The sequence below is a fragment of the Pandoraea soli genome (assembly GCF_902459595.1).
Taxonomy (GTDB): domain Bacteria; phylum Pseudomonadota; class Gammaproteobacteria; order Burkholderiales; family Burkholderiaceae; genus Pandoraea; species Pandoraea cepalis.
Genome location: NZ_CABPSG010000040.1, coordinates 1 through 1460 on the forward strand (window position 1 = coordinate 1; position 1460 = coordinate 1460).

The 1460-nt window shown below is 56.3% G+C and carries 1 protein-coding gene; it reads left to right on the forward strand.

Going from position 1 to position 1460, the window contains the following annotated elements:
• The first annotated feature begins 141 nt into the window (after positions 1 to 141).
• On the forward strand, positions 142 to 1155 hold the full coding sequence (locus tag PSO31014_RS22200) for an IS110 family RNA-guided transposase (RefSeq protein ID WP_150553591.1): 1014 nt from the start codon (positions 142 to 144) through the stop codon (positions 1153 to 1155).
• The last annotated feature ends 305 nt before the right edge of the window (positions 1156 to 1460 follow it).

Sequence of the window (1460 nt, forward strand, 5' to 3'; positions counted from 1 at the left end):
CGGGCATTCTCCGCCTCGAGCTCCTTCATGCGCGACATCATCGACGCGTCCATCCCGCCGTACTTCGAGCGCCATTTAATGGGATGGACTGCCCCAGAAGGGGTATCGTGCTAGTGACTCATCTCGTTTTCGGAGGCCATCATGGCAATTTCTTTTCTCGGAATCGATGTGGCAAAAAATGTGTTCCAACTGCACGGCGTCGACGCGTCTGGGAAAATCACGCTACGACGCCGCGTCGCGCGGTCGCAACTCATGGAAGTCATCCTGAGGCTCACGCCATGCACCATCGGCATGGAGGCATGTGGCAGCGCCCACCACTGGGCCAGAGAGTTCGCCAAGCTGGGCCACGCGGTTCGGTTGATCAGTCCACAGTTCGTCAAACCCTTCGTCAAGGGAAACAAAACCGACAGCAATGATGCAGAGGCCATATGCGAGGCATTGCAACGCCCTTCAATGCGATTTGTTCCGGTGAAGTCTATTGAACAACAGGATGTTCAAAGTCTGCATCGTGCTCGCAGCCGCCTGGTCAACAATCGAACTGGCTTGGTCAGTCAAATGAGAGGCATCTTGGCTGAGCGTGGCATCGTGTTTGCTCAGTCAATCACGCGGGCGCGTCGGGAGATTCCAACCATTGTTGCTGACACCAGCAATGCGCTCACACCACTCGCGCGCGAAATGCTGTCCGATCTCATAGACCAGTTGCGCGAGCTTGACGGTCGAATTGCCGGCTTTGACAAGCGCATTGATGCAGTCTTCAAGGCCAGTGAAACATGTCAGCGCATCGCGAAGATCGAAGGTGTCGGCCCCAAAACGGCCACCGCCATTGTGGCCGCTGTCTCGGATCCGAAGGACTTCAAAAACGGGCGTCATTTCTCCGCATGGCTGGGCTTGGTGCCTCGCCAGTGCTCAAGCGGCGACAAAACGAGACTCCAGGGAATCAGCAAGCGTGGCGATCGACATCTGCGAACACTACTAATTCATGGCGCACGAGCGGTACTGCGAACTGCCCCCACAAAACAAGATAGAAAGCATGCTTGGGCTTTGGCGCTTCAGGAGCGGCGTGGCGCAAATCGTGCGATTGTCGCAATGGCCAACAAGATGGCTCGGACCATCTGGGCAGTGCTCGCCTCAGGCCAGCCTTATCACCCTGCGTAACCTTACTTCCACCGACGATGCGTTGATGATTGACAAGTGGCACACCGGTCGATCCGGCGAACAGGGAACCTGATTTTTATAACGGCCCTTGAGGTCTTCCAGTTGTTGAGGCCTGTTCGTGCGGATTTCCAGTTAGGCGCAGGGCTTACCCATGACGCCGGATATATGTACGCAATCGACTCTCGTGCTCATCGAAACATCAACTTGCTATCCAGGGCAGTCCATATATGTAGAACGTTGCCGAACTGATGCCCAGTTCCCGGCATAGCTCCGGCACCGCAAGCCCAGCCTCCGCGCGCTTGAGC